Annotated in this window: 18 protein-coding genes; 10 read left to right on the forward strand and 8 right to left on the reverse strand. The window is 56.2% G+C overall.

What is annotated here, in order from left to right; translation table 11 throughout:
- Window positions 1-125 precede the first annotated feature (125 nt).
- Window positions 126-2,039, reverse strand: coding sequence for a 5-dehydro-2-deoxygluconokinase (locus KTJ90_RS01440; protein ID WP_499025873.1), 1,914 nt, complete (start codon window positions 2,037-2,039; stop codon window positions 126-128).
- A 545-nt stretch (window positions 2,040-2,584) separates the two neighbouring features.
- Between KTJ90_RS01440 and iolD the strand changes: the two genes are divergently transcribed.
- The 3 genes from iolD (at window position 2,585) to iolE (ending at window position 6,542) form a co-directional block, all read left to right on the forward strand.
- A complete protein-coding gene (gene iolD, locus KTJ90_RS01445; protein ID WP_008926298.1) occupies window positions 2,585-4,525 on the forward strand; it encodes a 3D-(3,5/4)-trihydroxycyclohexane-1,2-dione acylhydrolase (decyclizing) in 1,941 nt (646 codons plus the stop codon).
- Between the two features lie 62 nt (window positions 4,526-4,587).
- On the forward strand, window positions 4,588-5,598 hold the full coding sequence (gene iolG / locus KTJ90_RS01450) for a bifunctional inositol 2-dehydrogenase/D-chiro-inositol 1-dehydrogenase (RefSeq protein ID WP_003852177.1): 1,011 nt from the start codon (window positions 4,588-4,590) through the stop codon (window positions 5,596-5,598).
- Between the two features lie 47 nt (window positions 5,599-5,645).
- Window positions 5,646-6,542 carry a myo-inosose-2 dehydratase gene (gene iolE, locus KTJ90_RS01455; RefSeq protein ID WP_140916348.1) on the forward strand — a complete coding sequence of 299 codons (897 nt, stop codon included), beginning with the start codon at window positions 5,646-5,648 and terminating at the stop codon, window positions 6,540-6,542.
- Between the two features lie 49 nt (window positions 6,543-6,591).
- On the opposite strand, the gene KTJ90_RS01460 is transcribed toward iolE, so the two are convergent.
- Window positions 6,592-7,146 carry a DcrB family lipoprotein gene (locus KTJ90_RS01460; protein ID WP_003852180.1) on the reverse strand — a complete coding sequence of 185 codons (555 nt, stop codon included), beginning with the start codon at window positions 7,144-7,146 and terminating at the stop codon, window positions 6,592-6,594.
- 322 nt (window positions 7,147-7,468) lie between these two features.
- On the reverse strand, window positions 7,469-8,134 hold the full coding sequence (locus KTJ90_RS01465) for a 7-cyano-7-deazaguanine/7-aminomethyl-7-deazaguanine transporter (protein ID WP_003852182.1): 666 nt from the start codon (window positions 8,132-8,134) through the stop codon (window positions 7,469-7,471).
- A gap of 204 nt (window positions 8,135-8,338) precedes the next feature.
- On the opposite strand from KTJ90_RS01465, the gene tusA reads away from it, so the two are divergent.
- Entirely contained in the window at window positions 8,339-8,590 is a 252-nt protein-coding gene (gene tusA, locus KTJ90_RS01470) for a sulfurtransferase TusA (protein WP_003852184.1), read from the forward strand.
- Between the two features lie 53 nt (window positions 8,591-8,643).
- Here the strand turns inward: tusA and KTJ90_RS01475 are convergent, their stop codons facing one another.
- Window positions 8,644-10,929: a zinc/cadmium/mercury/lead-transporting ATPase gene (locus KTJ90_RS01475; RefSeq protein WP_337028760.1), complete on the reverse strand. Its 2,286-nt coding sequence runs from the start codon at window positions 10,927-10,929 to the stop codon at window positions 8,644-8,646.
- A 95-nt stretch (window positions 10,930-11,024) separates the two neighbouring features.
- Entirely contained in the window at window positions 11,025-11,654 is a 630-nt protein-coding gene (locus tag KTJ90_RS01480; RefSeq protein WP_003852187.1) for a lysoplasmalogenase, read from the reverse strand.
- A gap of 145 nt (window positions 11,655-11,799) precedes the next feature.
- Between KTJ90_RS01480 and KTJ90_RS01485 the strand changes: the two genes are divergently transcribed.
- The gene (locus KTJ90_RS01485; RefSeq protein ID WP_182630250.1) at window positions 11,800-12,156 is read left to right on the forward strand and encodes a DUF2500 domain-containing protein; all 357 of its coding nucleotides are present in this window, start codon (window positions 11,800-11,802) and stop codon (window positions 12,154-12,156) included.
- A gap of 26 nt (window positions 12,157-12,182) precedes the next feature.
- Here KTJ90_RS01485 and KTJ90_RS01490 read toward each other — a convergent pair whose 3' ends face one another.
- Window positions 12,183-12,455 (reverse strand): DUF1145 family protein, encoded by a 273-nt coding sequence (locus KTJ90_RS01490; RefSeq protein WP_003852192.1) that lies wholly within the window; start codon window positions 12,453-12,455, stop codon window positions 12,183-12,185.
- Entirely contained in the window at window positions 12,445-13,044 is a 600-nt protein-coding gene (gene rsmD, locus KTJ90_RS01495) for a 16S rRNA (guanine(966)-N(2))-methyltransferase (RefSeq protein WP_003852194.1), read from the reverse strand. Before rsmD ends, KTJ90_RS01490 begins: the two co-directional genes overlap by 11 nt.
- Before the next feature lie 232 nt (window positions 13,045-13,276).
- Between rsmD and ftsY the strand changes: the two genes are divergently transcribed.
- The 4 genes from ftsY (at window position 13,277) to rpoH (ending at window position 17,637) form a co-directional block, all read left to right on the forward strand.
- Window positions 13,277-14,893, forward strand: coding sequence for a signal recognition particle-docking protein FtsY (ftsY, locus tag KTJ90_RS01500; protein WP_485526159.1), 1,617 nt, complete (start codon window positions 13,277-13,279; stop codon window positions 14,891-14,893).
- A 5-nt stretch (window positions 14,894-14,898) separates the two neighbouring features.
- Window positions 14,899-15,567 (forward strand): cell division ATP-binding protein FtsE, encoded by a 669-nt coding sequence (ftsE, locus tag KTJ90_RS01505; RefSeq protein WP_003852197.1) that lies wholly within the window; start codon window positions 14,899-14,901, stop codon window positions 15,565-15,567.
- Window positions 15,557-16,540, forward strand: a complete 984-nt coding sequence (ftsX, locus tag KTJ90_RS01510; protein WP_003852199.1) for a permease-like cell division protein FtsX — start codon at window positions 15,557-15,559, stop codon at window positions 16,538-16,540. The genes ftsE and ftsX overlap by 11 nt, the downstream gene beginning before the upstream one ends.
- 239 nt (window positions 16,541-16,779) lie before the next feature.
- On the forward strand, window positions 16,780-17,637 hold the full coding sequence (gene rpoH, locus KTJ90_RS01515; RefSeq protein ID WP_003852201.1) for an RNA polymerase sigma factor RpoH: 858 nt from the start codon (window positions 16,780-16,782) through the stop codon (window positions 17,635-17,637).
- Window positions 17,638-17,697: 60 nt separating this feature from the next.
- On the opposite strand, the gene panM is transcribed toward rpoH, so the two are convergent.
- Window positions 17,698-18,093, reverse strand: a complete 396-nt coding sequence (gene panM, locus KTJ90_RS01520; RefSeq protein WP_008926293.1) for an aspartate 1-decarboxylase autocleavage activator PanM — start codon at window positions 18,091-18,093, stop codon at window positions 17,698-17,700.
- 395 nt (window positions 18,094-18,488) lie between these two features.
- On the opposite strand from panM, the gene KTJ90_RS01525 reads away from it, so the two are divergent.
- Window positions 18,489-19,616 (forward strand): branched-chain amino acid ABC transporter substrate-binding protein, encoded by a 1,128-nt coding sequence (locus KTJ90_RS01525; protein WP_003852205.1) that lies wholly within the window; start codon window positions 18,489-18,491, stop codon window positions 19,614-19,616.
- Window positions 19,617-19,626 lie beyond the last annotated feature (10 nt).

The raw sequence follows: 19,626 nt of genomic DNA on the forward strand, positions 1-19,626 counted from the left end.
CTTTCCTCCTCTGACCATGTTACCTGCGCGTTGAGCTTATTTGTTGCTGCAACCTTCACCCTGCCTTGAGTAAGTCAGCCGTCTGAGGCCATCGCGGTTGAGACAGTCTATAGCAGAGCATGAAATCAGGCGCGGGCAGCACGCCAGTACTCAATCAGCCGCAGATAATTGCCTTTAACGGTCTCAATCAGCGCCTGATCGTCCAGTTCACCCTGCAGCCACTGGCGCGAAGGCTGACCAAAGATGGTGCGACCCACCGCAAAGCCTTTCACCCAGGGCGCGTTGGCCGCCGCGGCAAAGCCCGCTTTAAGCTTCTCTTCAGGCGCATCCAGACCGAGCAACAGAATGCCGCGACAGTGGGGATCCTGCTGCTCAATCAGCGTGCTGATCGCCTGCCAGCTTTCCGCGGACAGCGGTGGCAGTTTCCACCAGTCAGGCTGGATGCCCAGACTGTAGAAATGCGTCAGCATATCAAGGTAATAGGCTTCATTTTTATCCGGGTTGCTCTCCGGGAGAATCACTTCCAGCAGCAGCTCATGCCCGCTTTTATTACAGCCATTCCAGACATCGAGCACCACGTCATCCTGCTCTTTGCGCAGTTCAGCACTGTCGTGAGGATGATAAAACACCAGACATTTCACGACGTGCTCGGCGGGCCAGTCGATCAGCTGCGAGCCAATGTTGCCATGCTCCAGGCGCAGCGGACGTGAGCTCGGCAGCTCAATCGGACGGCCAATCCACCAGTTCTTCCCGGTGATGGCATTCAGCGCTTTCTGACCATAGGTGGTATCCGCCAGAATACCGCTCCTATTCTCTAATCCCGCCTCTCTGGCGGCCTTCTGAGCGGCTTCCAGCAGCAGCAGTTTCAGCTGTGGAATACGGCTTTCATCCACGCCCGCTTCCTCCGCCATGTCCGCCAGTTGTTTGCGATGATCAAAAGCGAAAACGTTCAGCTCCGGCCACGCCTGCTTGCGGGTGGTCACGCGGTGCAGGTGGTTGAGACGACTGTCGAGATCGGGACGTTTCACCTCTTTGTCGCGGCTCAGGAAATCATCCAGTTCCGCTTTGGTTGGCATGGCCGGGGCACAGCCGTGGCGTGAAACCACCAGCGCCCCACAGGCGTTGGCGTAACGGCACGCCTGCTCCCAGCCTTCATCATTCAGCCAGCCGCGCAGCAGGCCAGACATAAAGGCATCACCCGCGCCCAGCACGTTGAGCACGTCAACGCGCACGCCGGTGTGCAGCTGAGTCTCTTCCCAGCTATCCGGTATATCCCCTTCAAACACCACGCAACCCAGCGGACCGCGTTTGCAGACCAGCGTTGCCTGGCTCGCCTTGCGAACGTTCTTCAGAGCAGTCAGGGTGTCGGTGCTGCCACCGGCGATGTGAAACTCCTCTTCGGTGCCGACGATCAAATCGAAATAGTGCACCACTTCCTGCAACTGCTGCGTAACCTGGGAAGACTCAATGAAACGCGTTTCACCGTCACCCAGCGAGGTCAGCCCCCACAATACCGGGCGGTAATCAATATCCAGCGCCGTGCGCAGACCGTTGCGGCGGGCGATATCCAGCGCTTTCAGCACAGCTTCACGGGTTTGTGGATGCGATAAGTGAGTGCCGGTTACCGCTACCGCGCGGGAAGAGGTAATAAAGGTTTCATCAATATCTTCCGGCACCAGCCCCATGTCAGCGCAGTTATCACGGTAGAAAATCAGCGGAAAAGTCTCTTCGTCTTTGATGCCCAGGATCACCAGTGCCGTCAGACGCCGCGGATCGGTGATCAACGCATCGGTATTACAGCCGACGCGCTGCAACGCTTCACGCAGAAAGCGCCCATTATGCTCATCTCCCACCCGCGCCAGCATCGCTGATTTCAGCCCCTGAATCGCGGTGCCATAGGCGACGTTGCCTGAGGAACCGCCCAGATATTTCGCAAAGGAGGTGACATCTTCCAGCCGCGCTCCAATTTGCTGGCCATAAAAATCAACGGCAATTCGCCCGATACAAATCACATCAAGCGGCTTCTGTTGTGTACTCATACCTGTGGTTTCCTCTTGTGATTAGCAGGGCTGGCGGGCGAAAAGGTCGACGCTATATTCGCTCTGCATCCGGGTCTGTGGGTGTCTGACTGACAATGGGAGAATTATGAGGAATAAAAATTCCATATTCAACACGAAATGAAATATCCATCGCAATTTTGTGAACCAGGTAAAACTCCTGATTCTCTTCCGTCTGTGCAGTCTTCGTCTGCACGATGTCCGGTATGTCAGGGTTGTGAAGGTGATCGCAGGAATTCGCACGCCAGTCAGGCATGCTGCTGCATTGAAATAAATTTTTTCATCATGTGCCACTCTCTGTTAAACGTTCCAGATTTCCCCTCTGCAATCCCCCGTCACACCTGAAGCCGCCATTAAATTTGATCTCACTCGCAAAATGAAATGTTTCTTCTGTAATCGTGTTTTATGAAAAAAATATTTGTTTATAATCGCCTCACGTTTCAGTTATTCCGGTCGCCTTTTCCGCCCATGACAACGCCTGGCGTGCTGTCGCGGAAGTCGGAGTCCACCAGCATGTAAGGAAGAATATGAGCACTATCAGACTGACCACGGCACAGGCGCTGGTTAAATTTCTGGATAATCAATTCATTGATGTCGATGGCGTTGAAACGAAGTTCGTCAAAGGTATCTTCGCGATCTTCGGCCATGGCAACGTGCTGGGGCTGGGCCAGGCGCTGGAACAGGATAGCGGCGATCTGATGGTTTATCAGGGCCGTAATGAGCAGGGCATGGCCCATGCTGCCACCGGCTTTGCACGCCAGTCACTGCGCCGTCAGATTATCGCCTGCAGTTCATCCGTGGGGCCTGGTGCGGCGAATATGATCACCGCCGCCGCGACGGCGACGGCTAACCGCATTCCGCTGCTGCTGCTGCCCGGCGACGTCTTCGCTACCCGCCAGCCCGATCCCGTACTGCAACAGATTGAGCAGAGCTACGACCTCAGCATCAGCACCAACGACGCCTTCCGCGCCGTCAGCAAATACTGGGATCGCGTCAGCCGCCCGGAGCAGCTGATGTCCGCCTGTATTAATGCCATGCGCGTACTCACCGATCCGGCTGAAACCGGCGCGGTCACGCTCTCTCTTCCGCAGGATGTGCAGGGCGAAGCCTGGGATTATCCGGACTACTTCTTCCAGAAACGTGTGCACCGTCTGGATCGCCGTCTGCCGGTGGCGGCGCAGCTGGCAGATGCCCTGACGCTGATTAATCGTAAGCGCAAGCCGATGATTATCTGCGGCGGCGGTGTGAAATACTCCGAAGCGGGCGAGGCGCTGCGCCAGTTTGCTGAGCGTTATCAGATTCCCTTTGCCGAGACGCAGGCGGGCAAAGGCACGCTGGTTTCTGACCATCCGCTGAACGTCGGCGGCGTGGGTGAAACCGGCTGTCTGGCCGCTAACCTGCTGGCAAAAGAGGCCGATTTAGTGATCGGCATCGGCACCCGCTACACCGATTTCACGACTGCATCGAAATGGATTTTCCAGCATCCCGATGTCAGCTTCCTGAACATCAATGTCAGCAACTTCGACAGCTACAAGCTGGATGGCGTGCAGCTGCTGGCCGATGCCCGCGAAGGGCTGACCGCGCTCACTGCCGCGCTGGCCTCACAGCACTACAGCAACGACTGGGGCAACCAGATTGAGCAGGCGCAGAGTCAGCTGTTGAAAGAGACGCAGCGCGTCTACCAGGTGGAATATCACGATGGCGACTTTGTGCCGGAGATTGCTGACCATCTCGACCGCGAAGCGGTGTTCGCTGAATTTAACCGCCTGACCCAGTCGCTGCTGACGCAAAGCAGCGTACTCGGCACACTGAACGAGCAACTGCCAAAAGATGCGGTGGTCGTGGCAGCGGCAGGCAGTCTGCCGGGTGACCTGCAGCGCGTCTGGCGCACCAAAGATTACAACGCCTACCACGTTGAATATGGCTACTCCTGCATGGGCTATGAAGTGAATGCCGCGCTGGGTGTGAAGCTGGCGCAACCGCAGCGCGAGGTCTATGCGCTGGTCGGTGATGGCTCCTTTATGATGCTGCACTCAGAGCTGGTCACCTCGATTCAGGAAGGGGCGAAAATTAACGTGGTGCTGCTGGATAACATGACCAACGGCTGCATCAATAACCTGCAGATGGAACACGGCATGGACAGCTTCACCACCGAGTTCCGCTTCCGTAACCCGGAAGGCGGCAAGCTGGACGGCGGTTTTATCCCGGTCGATTTCGCCGCGATTGCTGCCGGTTATGGCTGCAAAACCTATCGTGTCACCACGCTGGAGCAGCTCAAAGCGGCGCTGGAAGATGCCCGCACCCAGACGGTTTCCACCCTTATCGACATCAAAGTGCTGCCTAAAACCATGATCCACAAATATTTCAGCTGGTGGCATGTCGGTGTGGCGCAGGCGTCGAAGACCGAACGCGCTCAGGCGGTGGCGGACAAGCTCAACAGCCATCTGGATCAGGCGCGCAAATATTAATTTCCGGGCCGTGCTGCGGCCCGTTTTCCTCTTCTCCGTACGAACCCTACACAGGTGTAATTATGACTTTGAAACTTGGTGTCATCGGTACAGGTGCAATTGGTCAGGAACATATTCGCCGCTGCAGCCATGTGCTGCAGGGTGCCCAGGTGGTTGCCGTCTCTGACATCAATGTCGAAGGCGCGCGTGCTGCACTGCAGCGCCTGAACATTGAGGCGGAGGTGTTCGAAAATGGCCACGATGTGATTCAGTCACCGAATGTTGATGCGGTGCTGGTCACCTCATGGGATCCAACCCATGAAGAGTTCACCTTAGCGGCGATTGCCGCCGGTAAACCGGTGTTCTGTGAGAAGCCGCTGGCGATGAGCGCCGAGGGCTGCCGCCGGGTGGTGGATGCAGAGATTCAGGCCGGTAAACGCCTGGTGCAGGTCGGCTTTATGCGTCCTTACGATGCGGGCTATCGCGCCCTGAAAAAAGTGATTACCGATGGCGATATCGGTGAGCCGCTGATGCTGCACTGCGCGCACCGCAACCCGACCGTGCCAGAGAACTACACCACGCCGATGGCGATCACCAACACCCTCATCCACGAGCTGGATGTGCTGCGCTGGCTGACAAACGACGACTATAAAACCGTGCAGGTCATCTTCCCGCGCGTGACGTCGAAGTCGCATGGTCAGCTGAAAGATCCGCAGATCGTCCTGTTCGAAACCCACAAAGGGGTGCGTATCGACGTTGAGATTTTTGTTAACTGCGCTTACGGCTATGACATTCAGTGTGAAGTGGTCGGTGAAGAGGGGATTGCTCGTCTGCCGGAGCCTTCATCAGTACAGCTGCGCAAAGATGCGCGCCTGTCGAACACCATTCTGGTGGACTGGAAAGATCGCTTTATCGAAGCGTATGACGTTGAGCTGCAGGCGTTTATCAACGACATCAAAGCGGGCCAGCTTACCGGACCTTCTGCATGGGATGGCTTTGCCGCCTCCGTGGCCGCCGATGCCTGTATCAAAGCGCAGAACAGTGGTGCGATTGAGCCGGTAGAGATGCCGCCACGTCCTGCTTTCTATAACTGATTCAGCTGTCTATGCGGCCTGGCCGCTCTCCGCCTGGGAATGAGAAAATGAACAAAGAGAACGTAAAACTGGCTATCGCGCCGATCGGCTGGACCAATGATGACATGCCGGATCTCGGCAGTGAAAATACTTTCCAGCAGACCGTGAGCGAGATGGCGCTGGCTGGCTTTACCGGCAGCGAAGTGGGCAGCAAATACCCGCGCGATCCGGCGATTCTGAAACCGATGCTCGACATTCGCGGCATCCAGATCTGCAACGCTTGGTTCAGCACCTTTTTCGCCAACGGTGACAAAGAGAAAACCATCGAACAGTTCATCGAGCACATGAACTTCCTGCATGCGATGGGCGCGCGGGTGATCGGCTGTTCTGAGCAGAGTAAAAGTATTCAGGGCACCGGGCTTGCGGTGTTTGAAGAGAAAGCGATTTTCAGCGATGAAGAGTGGCAGTTAACGGCAGAAGGCTACAACGAACTCGCCCGCATCGCAGCGGAGAAAGGGATGCGCGTGACGCTGCATCACCACATGGGCACTGGCATTCAGACCACGGAAGAGATTGACCGGTTTATGGCGATGACTGACGAGCAGGTGGGTTTGCTCTATGACACTGGCCACGTTTACTACTCCGAAGGCTCTCAGCAGAAGATGCTGGCGGTACTGGAAAAATATCTGCCGCGCATCTTCCACGTTCATCTCAAGGATGTGCGTGATGAGGTGGTCGCTGAGGTGCGGGAGAATCATCTCTCATTCCTGGAAGGCGTGAAAAAGGGCACCTTTACCGTGCCTGGCGATGGCGTGATCGACTTCAAACCGGTGTTTAAAATTCTGGATGATTACGGCTACAAAGGCTGGATGGTGGTGGAAGCGGAGCAGGATCCGGCGCTGGCCAATCCTTTTGAATATGCCGTGAAAGCGCGGAAATATATCCGGGAAAATACAGGTTTATAATCTGCTCTGAATAAAGGCTGGCTTCCTCGTGGGAAGCCAGCCTTTTGTTTTACTTCAGCGTAATGCTTTTCACAATGTTGTCTGCATCGCTCTGCGCCTGCTGCTGATTATCGCCTGGCAGCGTAATCTGCAGTGTCACCAGCTTGCCATCGACTTTAGCCAGCACCACAGAAGACCATGAGGTCTGATTGTTGGCAGAAATCACCGTATCCAGCTGCTGTGCGGGCTGATCTTTCAGCGTCACAGATTTGTTCGACACTACCTGCAGCTGCGGGTCGCGGTTACGCTGCTGCTGTTCCATGCGCTTCGACAGCACATCCAGCCCATCACTGGTCGGGTCGCCGGCAATCACAATGATGGCGCGGGCACCGGTTTCATCTGCGTAAACGTGCATGTTCGTGGTCTGCGAACCCAGTTTACCGCTTTTATCTGACATGCCTGGTGGCAGTGAGAAGCTCAGTTTGCCATCCATCAGCGTGACAGTCTGCGCCGACTGACTGGCGCTGACGCCGTTGTCATTCGCCGCTTCATCTTTCTTCTGGTCACAGGCGGCTAAGCCCAATACCAGTAAACCCATTCCTACATATTTCACCAGATTGCGCATCAGAATCCCTTTTTAAGTTTCCAGTCAGGCAGTAATACAACAGGAATCAGGCTGCAAACGCAACCTGATGATTGTCAGAAGATCTTAGCGGGTAATGGCGGAAATGGTATGGGCTCTTAGCGCCTGGCCAATCAGACTATTTTTTTGTCATTCTGAACCTGGGCAGTGCTCACACAGGCTGCTTTAGCAACCTGAACGCCCGTCAGGGCGGCTCTGAAGGGGCGAGCGCAGCGAGTAATCCTCACGAACTACGTGTACTACGGATTGTTCCGCGCTGTCCGTGTCCAGACAGCCTGCAACAATAACGTCTGATAAACCCGGCTCAGCCGAAATTGACCTGGCGGGCGGTCTGGCGTTCCGCCAGACGCTTCAGCGCGGCGTTGAGCAATACGCCGTAGGCGGGCAGGAAGAAGACCATGCAGATAAGCACTTTGAAGCTGTAATCCACCAGTGCAATCTCAACCCAGTGCTGCGCCATAAAGGCATCAGGACTTTTGTAGAAGGCGATGAAGAAGAAGGCCAGCGTATCGCTGATATTTCCCAGGAACATGGCACAGCCGGGTGCTATCCACCACTGTGGCAGACGACGCAGACGGTTGAATACATGAACGTCGAGGATCTGACCCAGCGCGTAAGCCATGAAGCTGGCGCAGGCGATACGGGCAACAAAGAGATTCATGACTTCCAGTGCCTGCCAGCCCTGCCATTCACCCTGATAAAACAGTGCCGAAACGCCGTAAGAGATAAACAGCGCCGGGATCATCACAGCCAGAATAATGCGTCGGGCCAGCGGTGCGCCAAAAATACGCACGGTGAGATCGGTCGCCAGGAAGATAAAGGGAAAGCTGAATGCACCCCAGGTGGTGTGGAAGCCAAAGACAGAAATTGGCAACTGAACCAGATAGTTACTTGATGTGATCACCAGCAGGTGAAACAGCGACAACCAGAAAAGCGCATGCATGCGCTGACGTGAAGAAAATGCGAGCATATTCAACCTTTTTAATGTTGGGGTGAGGGAACCCATTGCGGGACGCCGTTCGGGCAGCGCCTGGCAGTTTTATGAGCAAAAAGCGGCGGCATCTTACCGCGTTGTGCTTTTTATGCAATGGTTAATTTTAACGCAATCGTTATCGCCTTGCTTCACCGCCAGCACGCGCTAGAATAGGCGCCCTTTTGCTGAACCGAGTTGATTATGAGCGATGCTTTTTCCTCTGCCGATCATCAGCTGGATGCCCGTGGCCTGCGTTGCCCGGAGCCGGTCATGATGGTGCGCAAAACCGTACGCGGCCTGCAGGATGGCGAGACGTTGCTGATTATCGCCGACGATCCGGCGACGACGCGCGACATTCCCGGCTTCTGCCGCTTTATGGAACATGGCCTGCTGGCGCAGCAGACCGACACGCTGCCTTATCAGTTTCTGATTCGTAAAGGCATGGCGGGTTAACGACAGCCGTTCGGGCCGTCGTTAACTTTACTCATCGATCAGAAGCCTCACACTCAGGCGCGACGACGCAGTAACCGCAAGGCGTTGGCAGTGACCAGCGCGGTCGCACCGGAATCTGCCAGCACCGCCAGCCACAGTCCGGTCAGGCCCATCAGGGTAGTGACCAGGAAAATCGCCTTCAGACCCAGCGCAATACCGATATTCTGGCGGATGATGCGCCGTGTCCGGCGTGCCAGCGCAATCATCGGGGCCAGATTGCTGAGCTGATTTCGCGTCAGGGCCGCATCGGCCGCTTCCAGCGCGACATCAGTGCCGCTACCCATGGCAATGCCCAGCGTCGCCGCTTTCATCGCCGGGGCGTCGTTAATACCATCTCCGACCATCGCCAGCGGCTGCTGCTGACTCAGTTCACGGATGGCCGCCACCTTATCGGCGGGCAGCAGGCTGGCGCGATAATCGATATCGAGCTGACGGGCAATGGTTGCTGCGGCGCGAGGATTGTCACCCGTCAGCATCAGGCTCTCAATGCCCAGCTTTTTCAGCGCCTTTAACGCCTCCACGGCGTCGTCGCGCAGCTGATCGCGCAGGGCCAGCGCACCCAGCGCGTCGCCATCGCGCATCAGCACTACCAGCGTTTCACCTTCGGCTTCCTGTTGCGCTATCTGCGCATTTTGCTGCGGCGTCAGACCGGGAGCATGGCCTGGCGTCAGCAGCTGAATCTGCTGGCCTGAGACCTGCGCACGGATACCGCGTCCGGCCTGCACCTGCTGATCCAGCGCGTCAGGAATCACCAGCTCACGCGCCTGCGCGGCCGCCACGATAGCGCTGGCCAGTGGATGGGTCGCACCCTGTTCCGCAGCGGCACTCAGCGCCAGCATCTCTGATTCGCTGGCCTCGCCAAATCGCAGGATCTGCGTCAGTTGTGGCTTGCCCAGCGTCAGCGTGCCGGTTTTATCAAACGCCATTCTGCGCAGCGAACTCAGCCGCTCCAGCGCCGCACCGCCTTTAATCAGCGCGCCCTGTCGCGCCGCCGCCGCCAGCCCGGAGGTAATCGCGGCGGGCGTGGAGATCACCAGCGCACAGGGGCAGCCAATCAGCAGCAGCGTCAGACCTTTGTAGATCCACGGCTGCCAGTCGCCTGCGAAAAGCAGGGGCGGCACCACCATCACCAGCAGCGACAGCAGCATCACCAGTGGCGTATAGATGCGACTGAACTGATCGATAAAGCGTTCTACCGGCGCACGGTGCGTTTCCGCCTCCTCAATCAGCTGCAGGATACGGTCAATCGCGCTTTCACCCGGCTTCGACACCACTTCCAGCATTACCTGCCGATCCACGCTGGTGGCGCCGGCGAGAATCTTTTCGCCGCTGGCCCGCGTGACCGGTAATGATTCTCCGGTCAGCGCGCTCTCATCGAAACTGGCAAGCGGGCTGATTAAACGGCCGTCGACCGGCAGGCGGCTGCCCGCCGCCACTTCAATCACATTGCCGGGTTGCAGCGCTGCCAGCGGTACTTCACGACGTTTGCCCTGTTCAAGGCGAATAGCCGACTCAGGCCGCAACGCCATCAGGCTGGTGACGCCGCTGCGCGCCCTGGAAGCGGCATAGCTTTCCAGCTGTTCGCCCAGTTGAAACAGCACCAGCACCATCGCGGCTTCAGCGTGCGCGCCGATAATCAGCGCACCGGCTGACGCCAGTGTCATTAATGTCTCAATGGTAAAAGGCGATCCGCTGCGAATGCGCTGCCATGCACAGCGCGCGACCGGGATCAGGCCGACCAGCGTGGTCAGCACAAACAGCCGATCGCCCCAGGCGGGCGCGAACTGGCTGACGACGCTGCTGACGAGTACCAGCAATGCCAGCAAAATCAGCATCCGGTTCTGTTGCCAGCCCGGAGTGGCTGCCGTGGCGGGTGACGAGGCTGATGGAATGGCGAGCTGAAAACCGGCTTTTTTCACCGCCTGTTCAACGGCGTTTTGCACATCCTGATCGGCGTTGACGACCAGCTTTTCGCTGCTGAACAGCACGCGGGCGTCGGTCACGCCTTTTACCTGACGGACGGCGGTTTCAATGGTGCGGGCGCAGCTCGGGCAATCCATCCCGCTGACCTGCCAGCTAAAGGGCCAGGAGCCTCGCCGGTCACTTTCCTCAGCGGCGTCGGCGTCATTGCCAGGGCTGCTGTTACTGTCACAGCAACAGCCCGCTGTATCCGCCGTTACGGGTGTAGCAGCATGAATAGAAAGGGAGAGGGGACGGGCCTGACGAACCTGGCACAGCGGTTTCGCTGCGGCGTGGCTGGCACGCGGTTTGCCGCAGCCACAGGCGTGATGTTGATGCATATGACCTCCAGAGTGTAAAAAAAAGCGGGATGAGCAACCCGGCTCATCCCGCTATCCTACACTCTGGAGTGAACTCCAGAGTCAAGGCTATTTTCTCAGACGACCCACAATGAGCGCACGATCATAAAATGACCGGCAAAGTAGCAGGCGGCGACGATCGCGCTGTCAGCGGTGAAGCGACGGCGATAGTGCGAGATAAACCAGACGGCGTTTGCCAGCAGCAGCAGGCCGGCACCGACCATGATAGAGAAGCTGTAATCAGTTGGACGGAAGAAGTACTGCTCGGTCGCTATCCAGGTCATCACCAGCGTCATGCCGATAAACGTACAGACAGGCCAGCGAAGATCTTCCAGTCGGCTCCAGATGATGCCAGTCAGGGCGGCACCGATAATGAGCAACGTTAGCGGAATCGGCCAGAAGAAGGTCATGGTCATGCTGGCGGCGAAGCAGAGCGTATAAAGCAGGTGCGACAGGAAGAAAGCCCCGACGGCATAGAGCATCTGCTGACGCGGCAGCAGCGTTAACGCATCACCGACCAGTGTCGCGACCAGACCGGCCAGAATCAGGTAGTCCGTGGTCTGCAGCACGGGCGCCTGCCAGGCCAGCCCGACAAGCAGCAGCAGTGTGACCGGTTTAAACAGCCAGCGTTGCCACTGAGGGCCGCGATAGGTGGCGTCGACATAGAGCCAGCCGGAGAAAAGTACAGCGAGGAAAGACCAGAGCATTGTTTCTCCCTTTTTTACTCAAAGTGGTGAAAGATCCCAAAATATCCCTTCCAGTTTAGGTTAAGCCCCTGAGATGTGACAATCGGTCAACTCTGGTTGTATGCTTTACCGCCTGATTAATTTTCCCCGCAGGCACAAGAGCACTATGAGCAAACCGCCGCTAATCTTTATCATTGTCCTGGCGATAATCGCCGTGCTGGCGACCCGTCAGTTCATTAAGCAACGCCGTGAAGTGGCGGTCAATGATGCCTCACCGGTGCGTTCTCTGCAGGTCGAGGTCAAAACTAAACGTGAATTTCCTTCTCCCAATCGCCGTTCACGGCAGCGTGAGGTGGTCGCCGGAGAAGAGATGCGGTATGAGGTGCTGTTTCATCCACTGAACGGGGCCAGCGACATCAAAGTGCAGTTGAAAGAGGCGGAATATCATCAGCTGGATAAAGGCGCGAGAGGCGAGTTGAAGATGCAGGGCACGCGCTTTATCAGCTTCACGGCCCTGCAGTAACCGGCGGGCATGGCGCCCGCACGGCACTATTTCTTGCGTGGAAAGTTTTTCTTCTGCCAGGCGACCAGTTCGAACACCCCGAACAGAAACACTTTGGCCTGGGTGACGCGGTCAATTGGCGGCGCATCTTTGGTTTGCGTGGTGCGCAGTAAAACCAGCTGCAGGCCATGCATCAGGATCATGAAAATCAGCGCAACGTTGATAAAATACGTCAGCGGTTTCGGGTAGGGATGAACCAGATTAGCCAGTAAAAATCCCCACACGCATAGCATCAACAGACGCCCCAAATTAAGTAACATCCTGCGTCTCCTGTTGACGTTGATACAAACGATAAGCCACTTGTCCGGCTATTTTCTCGCGATAAAGATCCCACTCGGGCGGCACCGGCGGTGCGCCATTTTCCACTTCACTTTCGACGTAAATCAGTGCCTGGTCGGCCAGCCAGTGATTCTGTTCCAGCAACTGCAACGTCTGCTCCAGCAATCCCTGACGAAACGGCGGATCAATAAACACCACATCGAACGGGGTACCCGGCTGTGCCAGCCAGTTTAACGCATTGGTCTGAATCACAGTGCCATTGCTCGCGCGCAGCGTCTGCAGATTTTTTGTCAGCTGTTGTGCCACAGGCCGTTCCAGCTCCAGTAGCGTAGCCGATCCCGCGTAACGCGATAGCGCCTCCAGTCCTAATGCACCGCTACCGGCAAAGCAGTCGAGGCATCGCGCCTCTGGCAGCACCGGGGCCAGCCAGTTAAACAGTGTCTCACGCACCCGATCGGTGGTCGGGCGGAGTCCGGCACTGTCCGGCACCGGCAATTTACGTCCGCGCCACTGGCCGCCAATGATGCGAATCTGCCCGGCACCGCCTGTACTGCGGGGGTTTTTATTCATCTTGCTCACAACTCGTCATAATTTGTTGCGTAGTTTAACGGGCGAATCGGTGAGAAGAAACGTTAAAAAAGGGTGCTGTGGTGAGCTGGCTGGAAAGTGTTAGACTACTGAGTTGCTGAAGTCATGCATTATTCTGCGGTTTACGCCGGTCTGGCGCTGACCGACTTTCATTGATTTACCCCTGGAAACCACGCGCGACCGGGACAAAGCCATCGAGGAGTGTCGTCACACAATGGCAAAAGAGAAAAAACGTGGCTTTTTTTCCTGGCTGGGATTTGGCAAAGAGGAAGAGAAACAACCTGTAGCGGAGGAGCAGACACACGAGGTCGCAGAACCCGTACAGCAGACTGAACAGGAAGCGCCGGCATTAAGCCAGGCTGAAGCGCAAGCGGAAGAGACTGTCGCTATCACCGAAACGGTGGCCGAACAGCAGCGTGAGGCAGACGTCACCGCGGCAGCGCCGCACGAATCAGCACCGGCGGTGCTCGATGAGGCTGAGCCAATTGAGGCCGATCCTGAAGCATTACTGGACGTCTCCGCACCTGAACATGACGCGACGCCGGTTATTGATGCCGACGACGTGGTCACGCCGATCGCGGACGAGGCATCAGCAGACGCGCCATTAAGCGACGAAGAGCTGACTGCGCTGGCACTGGGCGACGCCCCGATCGTTGAAACGCCACACAGTGAAGCAGACGCGCCATTAAACGACGAAGGGCTGGCCGCGCTGGCACGGGATGACGCACCCACCGCTGAAATCTCTCACAGTGAAGCGGAATCACCGCTGACCGAAGAAGAGCTGACCGCGCTGGCACTGGGCGAAGCCGACGTCACTGACGCGGAACCGGCAGACACATTATCCGACACCGTCAGCGATCTTCCGCTGGCCGCCGCGCCACTCATCGTGCAGGAGCAGGAACGTCCCAGCAAAGAGGGCTTCTTTGCCCGCCTGAAGCGCAGCCTGGTCAAAACCCGTCAGAACCTCGGTTCCGGTTTTATCAGTCTGTTCCGTGGCAAAAAGATTGATGATGACCTGTTTGATGAGCTGGAAGAGCAGCTGCTGATTGCGGATGTCGGTGTGGATACCACGCGCCGCATCATTACCCATCTTACTCAGCAGGCAAACCGCAAGCAGCTGCGTGATGCCGAAGCGCTCTACGGCCTGCTGAAAGCGGAAATGGCCTCGATTCTGGCAAAAGTGGATGCGCCACTGGAAGTCTCAGGCAAAACGCCGTTTGTCATCCTGATGGTTGGCGTCAATGGCGTGGGTAAAACCACGACCATCGGTAAGCTGGCGCGCCAGTATCAGGCCGAAGGCAAAACGGTGATGTTAGCGGCTGGTGATACCTTCCGTGCAGCGGCGGTTGAGCAGCTGCAGGTGTGGGGCCAGCGTAATAACATTCCTGTGATTGCTCAGCACACGGGTGCAGATTCGGCGTCGGTGATCTTCGATGCCATTCAGGCAGCTAAATCGCGCGGCGTTGACGTGCTGATTGCTGATACGGCCGGTCGTCTGCAGAACAAATCGCACCTGATGGAAGAGCTGAAAAAAATCACCCGCGTGATGAAAAAACTGGATGATTCAGCGCCACACGAAGTGATGCTGACGCTGGATGCCAGCACCGGACAGAATGCGGTCAGCCAGGCCCGACTGTTTAACGAAGCGGTTGGCGTGACCGGTATCGCGCTCACCAAGCTGGATGGCACCGCTAAAGGCGGCGTCATCTTCTCGGTGGCCGATCAGTTCGGTATTCCGATTCGCTACATCGGCGTCGGTGAAGGCATTGAAGATTTACGGCCGTTTAAGGCGGAAGATTTTATTGAGGCATTGTTTGCCCGAGAGGACTAATTAGGATGATTCGCTTTGAAGAGGTCAGTAAGGCATATCTCGGCGGACGTCAGGCGCTACAGGGAGTAGATTTCCGTCTGCGTCCTGGCGAAATGGCGTTTCTGACCGGCCACTCCGGTGCCGGTAAAAGTACCTTGCTGAAGCTGATTTGTGGCATTGAGCGCCCGAGTGCCGGAAAAATCTGGTTCAGCGGCCATGACATTTCCCGCCTGCGCAACAGTGAGGTGCCTTTCCTGCGTCGTCAGATTGGCATGATCTTCCAGGATCACCACCTGCTGATGGATCGCTCTGTTTACGACAATGTGGCTATCCCACTGATTATTTCCGGTGCCAGCGGCGAAGATATCCGTCGTCGCGTCTCGGCGGCGCTGGATAAAGTCGGCCTGCTCGACAAAGCGAAAAGTTATCCGATTCAGCTTTCGGGTGGTGAACAGCAGCGTGTGGGCATCGCCCGGGCGGTGGTGAACAAGCCAGCCGTGCTGCTGGCAGATGAACCGACCGGTAACCTTGATGACGCGCTGTCAGAAGACATTCTGCGCCTGTTCGAAGAGTTTAACCGCGTTGGCGTCACCGTTCTGATGGCAACGCATGACAGCGGCCTGATCGCCCGGCGTAATTACCGGATGATGACGCTGAATCAGGGACGTCTGCACGGAGGCCACGATGGTCAATAAACGCATTAAACGTCCGGCTGCACCGAAAGCGAAGCAGCCATCGAAGAGTAAAGCGCTGAAGGGCGGCTGGCAGGAGCAGTGGCGCTATGCACTGCGTGGCACGCTCTCAGACATGTGGCGTCAGCCGCTGGCCACGCTGCTGACGGTGATGGTTATTGCCATCTCCCTGACGCTGCCCAGCGTCTGCTACATGGTGTGGAAAAACGTTAGCCAGGCGGCCACGCAATGGTATCCGGCGCCGCAGTTAACCGTTTATCTCTCCAAAACGCTTGATGACACGGCAGCAGAAAACGTCGTGGCGCAGCTCAAGCAGGTCGAAGGCGTGGATAACGTTAACTACCTGACACGGGAAGAGGCGCTGAATGAGTTCCGCAACTGGTCAGGCTTTGGCGGCGCAATGGATATGCTGGAGCAGAATCCGCTGCCTGCGGTAGCCATCATTACGCCGAAACTCAATTTCCAGAACTCTGACACCATGCAGAGCCTGCGCGATCGGGTCACCAAAGTGCAGGGCGTGGATGAAGTGCGGATGGATGACAGCTGGTTTGCGCGGCTGGCTGCACTGACCGGACTGGTGGGGCAAATCGCGTCGATGATTGGTGTGCTGATGATCGTGGCGGTGTTCCTGGTGATCGGTAACAGTGTTCGTCTCAGCATCTTTGCCCGACGCGACACGATTAACGTGCAGAAGCTGATTGGTGCGACTGACGGCTTTATCCTGCGTCCTTTCCTCTACGGCGGGGCGCTGCTGGGGTTCAGCGGCGCGGTGCTGTCGCTGCTGCTGTCGGAAGTGCTGGTGCTGCGTCTCCAGTCTGTCGTCGCCAGTGTGGCGACCGTATTTGGTACCACCTTCTCGCTGGAAGGCTTCTCCTGGGATGAGGCGCTGCTGCTTTTACTGATTGCAGCAATCATCGGCTGGGTGGCTGCGTGGCTGGCAACGGTACAACATTTACGTCGATTTACGCCGCAGTAAACGCCTGCAACATTTTTTTGTTATAATGGTCCTCTGCTACCGATGGTGGGTGCAGAGGATTTCTCCCTCTTCCCTTCCTGTCATCTGTGTGTAAAATATTCACCGCTATAATTGAACTTGTGGATAACTTTAGCACTCTAAGTAGCACAGATTGCTTTCGGATTTCGCGCGACGTTGACGTAATGTATCGTCTGCGCAGGGAAATGTGCGGCAATTCCACTAAATTTGTGAGGGTTTGAATGACCAAAGAAATGCAAACTTTAGCTATTGCTCCTCTTGGCAACCTGGAGTCTTACGTCCGGGCTGCGAATACCTGGCCGATGCTCTCGGCTGAAGAGGAAAAAGCGTTGGCTGAACGGCTGCATTACCAGGGCGATCTGGAAGCAGCAAAGACGCTGATCCTGTCTCACCTACGCTTTGTAGTTCATATCGCTCGTAATTACTCCGGCTACGGTCTGCCACAGGCTGACCTGGTCCAGGAAGGCAACATCGGTCTGATGAAAGCGGTGCGTCGCTTCAATCCTGAAGTGGGCGTGCGTCTGGTTTCATTTGCCGTGCACTGGATTAAAGCGGAGATTCACGAATACGTGCTGCGTAACTGGCGTATCGTGAAAGTCGCGACCACCAAAGCACAGCGTAAGCTGTTCTTTAACCTGCGTAAAACCAAGCAGCGTCTGGGCTGGTTCAATCAGGACGAAGTCGAGATGGTTGCGCGTGAGCTGGGCGTAAGCAGCAAAGATGTGCGTGAAATGGAATCGCGTATGGCCGCGCAGGACATGACCTTTGATATGTCTGCCGACGATGAGAGCAGCGAAGGCCGTTCGATGGCGCCGGTGCTTTATCTCCAGGATAAAACCTCTGACTTTGCTGACGGCATTGAAGAGGATAACTGGGACGCGCATGCCGCTGACAAGCTGAGCTATGCGATGGAAGGTCTGGATGAGCGCAGTCAGCACATCATTCGCGCCCGCTGGCTGGATGAAGACAACAAAACCACGCTACAGGAGCTGGCCGATCAATACGGCGTATCAGCGGAACGTGTCCGGCAGCTGGAAAAGAACGCCATGAAGAAACTGCGTATGGCGATCGAAGCGTAACGCACTTCGACATCTCAAGGGGCGACAGATGATGTCGCCCTTTTTGTTTTCTGCGTCAGGCTACTCTACCGCCAGTATCCACCCATCACTCTGCGCCCTGAAACCACACGCCTGCATAAATGCCGCCCGCACCTGCTGATCGTCACTGCCATCATCGGCAATCCACCAGTCTGATATCGACCCGTTCTGCCTGATCGTCTCCTCAAGCAAATATTGTCCCACACCGCGTCGCCGGGTGACATCGCGCACCGTCAGCCGGTGGACCTTGCCATGCATCCCTGAGATTTCCAGCTGCAGACCCGCCAGCAGCCGATCGTTAAAGCGTGCGGCATAAAGACGATGACGCTCATCCAGGTGCTGCTCCAGTTTTTCAATCTCCAGATCCGGCCAGACTTTGCCCAGATCGATGCGGTCCTGCGCGGTCAGCGTGGTTAAACGCTGAATAGTGAGCTTCATAACAAAAACCTCTGTAATAGGGGAAAGTGCAGCGAAAGTATACAACCAGAGTGCCACCACATTTTCATCAATAAAACAGGTCAAAAGATGGCCTGGATGCCAGGATGATAGTTGTAAACAGGGAAATCAGACGATCAATCCAGCACAACGCGCTGGCAAAATGGTGAAAAACCGGCCATTGCCTCCAGTGTATTATGCTGTTTCACTCAGTCAATTCTGAATATGTCAGTTGATTTAAAGAAGAAAATTCCTGTTTAATAACCTGAAAAATAAAGCCTTATTATCAAAAAATACCGGAAAAGTGCGCTAAACCATTCATAAACATCATTTTTCGGCTTTATCCGGTAGCAACAGCAAACCACAACTCACAGTCACAACAAGATGGGGAAGTCCGCATGAAAATGAGTAAAGGCCGCGCATTACTGGCGGGTTGCGTTGCGCTGGCAATGAGCCACGCCGCCCTGGCTGCCGACATTAAAATCGCTATCGTTGGTGCCGTAACTGGCCCGGTCGCGCAGTACGGTGATATGCAGTTCACTGGTGCCGCGCAGGCGATTAAGGACATTAACGCCAAAGGCGGCATAAACGGCAACAAGCTGGTCGGCGTAGAGTATGACGATGCCTGCGATCCGAAACAGGCCGTGGCGGTGGCAAACAAGGTTGTTAACGACGGCATTAAATACGTTATCGGCCATCTTTGCTCCTCTTCTACCCAGCCTGCGTCCGACATCTATAACGATGAAGGTGTGCTGATGATTACCCCGGCAGCCACGGCACCGGAGCTGACGGCACGCGGTTACGAAACCATTATGCGTACAACCGGCCTGGACTCCGATCAGGGCCCGACTGCCGCGAACTATATTCTTGATCAGATCAAGCCTAAGCGTATCGCCGTGGTGCATGACAAGCAGCAGTATGGTCAGGGTCTGGCGGAATCAGTACAGAAAACGCTGAAAGCGAAAGGCGGCAACGTGGTGCTGTTTGAAGGCATCACTGCAGGCGATAAAGATTTCTCTACGCTGATTACGCGCCTGAAGAAAGAGAACGTCGACTTCGTTTATTACGGTGGCTACTACCCGGAAATGGGTCAGATTCTGCGTCAGGCGAAAGCGGCTGGCCTGAAAGCGGGCTTTATGGGACCGGAAGGCGTGGGTAACGCTTCACTCTCCAATATCGCGGGTGATGCATCAGAAGGTATCTATGTGACGCTGCCGAAGCGCTACGACCAGTTGCCGGAGAACAAGGCGATTGTTGAGGCCATCAAAACCAACAGCGCACAGAATCGCAAGGATCCGACCGGTCCGTTCGTCTGGACCACTTATGCGGCAATCCAGTCGCTGGTAGCGGGTATCGAACGCAGTAAGAGCGACGAGCCAGACGCGATCGCGAAAAACCTGAAAACCGGTGAGCCGGTACCAACAGTGATGGGCAACCTGAGCTGGGATCAGAAAGGCGATCTGAAAGGCTTCGAGTTCGGCGTATTCAAATGGCACAAAGACGGTTCGTCTACCGCAGTTAAGTAATCGTTCCATC

It is taken from the genome of Pantoea jilinensis (assembly GCF_019104105.1).
In the GTDB taxonomy this organism is placed as follows: Bacteria; Pseudomonadota; Gammaproteobacteria; order Enterobacterales; family Enterobacteriaceae; genus Pantoea; species Pantoea eucalypti.